The organism is Bartonella sp. MU70NMGDW (assembly GCF_042194085.1).
Taxonomy (GTDB): Bacteria; Pseudomonadota; Alphaproteobacteria; order Rhizobiales; family Rhizobiaceae; genus Bartonella; species Bartonella grahamii.
Genome location: NZ_JBHIMK010000289.1, coordinates 1 through 1,458, shown reverse-complemented (window position 1 = coordinate 1,458; position 1,458 = coordinate 1). Strand labels below are relative to the sequence as shown.

Sequence of the window (1,458 nt, the reverse complement as noted above, 5' to 3'; positions counted from 1 at the left end):
GCCTAAAGAAGGACGCTTTATCAGTTCTGAATTCCCAATCTTGCGGGAAAACTTGACCAAAATTGATCAAGCCATTGCGGATGTTGAGGAAAAGATAAACGAAAAAGCGCCTTTACAACACACGCATACAATAAGTGATGTCGCAGATCTTGAAGCAGCCCTTAAGTCCAAAATGGCAGCGGATAAAACCTTCACTTTTGCTGATTTAAGCGATATCGAAGGCGCAAAAGATGCCGCAAATAATTATGTCCTCTATAAATCAAGCAACAATAACTTCACCTTTGGGAGTGCTGTCTCACTGTTAGGTGCACACCAACATAAAACCGAAGATATCGTGGGGCTTGATGATTTTAGAGCTAAGATTAATCAAGATATGACCAGCTATGGTCGCTTAAAAAGCCCAAATGAATGGCAAGGTTACAATAAATTTACCAGCAAAGTCACTATGAGTGGTGGCTTAGAACTGTTGGGTAATTCGTCGTTTAATCTCACCCACAATAATAAAGTTGTGACAAGTCTAAGTGCAAGTGGAAGCATGCTTAAAGGTCCAGCAACTGTTGATGGTAAGGCACTTTACACAAAAGATGAGGCTACCACTGTTCTTCAAAAAATACGCAATGAGATTGCAAAACTGAAAGAAGTTACCGCGCTTAATCCCCTTGAAATCCTCATGACAGAAAGTGGTACCATTCCATTTCCTGATAGTGTTACTAGCTACACCGATATTGAAATATGGGCGTGGGGTGGCGGTGGAGGCGGCAGTAATATAAAAGGCGGTGGTGGAGGTGGCGGCGGTTGCGTACGTATTAAAATCAAAGGATACCAGCTGGGAAACTCAAAAAATGCTCAAATTGGACGTGGTGGGAAAGGCGGTAATAACGAGAGGGGAGGCATAGGTGGTCAAACAATAATTCAGGGACTTCTTACCGCAGGCGGTGGCGGAGGTGGTGGATATTATGGATACGGAACTAGTGGCAGTGAAGGAAGTGCCAACAGCAGTGGTCGCGGCGGTAGCGGTGGCAGCTACTACTCTAGTAACAGTAATGTTAATGGTAGCAGTTCTACTTTCGGTGGCGGGAGTGGTGGTGGCTACGCATACTATAGAAGTAACGACGGCCCCTTTATTGTCTACAAAACAAACATTGGACATGGTGGAAGCTCTATTTATGGGGGGGCTGGTGGTGGTTGCAGTGATGGTATCGCAAAAGGGGGTTACAGTGGGAAAGGCGGCAATGGTGGTGATGGAAATGGTTTTACCAGCGGCGGTGGCGGTGGCTACTTTCCAGGAAAATCTGGTGGAGATGGCGGCAATGGTGGTGACGGAGCAATCTTGTTGAGATTTTTTATCTAGGAGTTTTTTATGAAATATGCAGTTGTTGAAAATGGTGTGGTAACAAATATTATTGTAGCCTCAGAAGACTATGTCCATGCCTTTGATGGTGAAGCTATCCCCTCAAG

Annotated in this window: 1 protein-coding gene; it reads left to right on the top strand. The window is 44.8% G+C overall.

Annotation, left to right across the window (positions count from 1 at the left end):
• The coding region (locus ACFIKE_RS10530) for a Bgr_08870 family protein (RefSeq protein WP_375649839.1) at nt 1–1,351 on the top strand (1,351 nt) is incomplete at its 5' end.
• Nucleotides 1,352–1,458 lie beyond the last annotated feature (107 nt).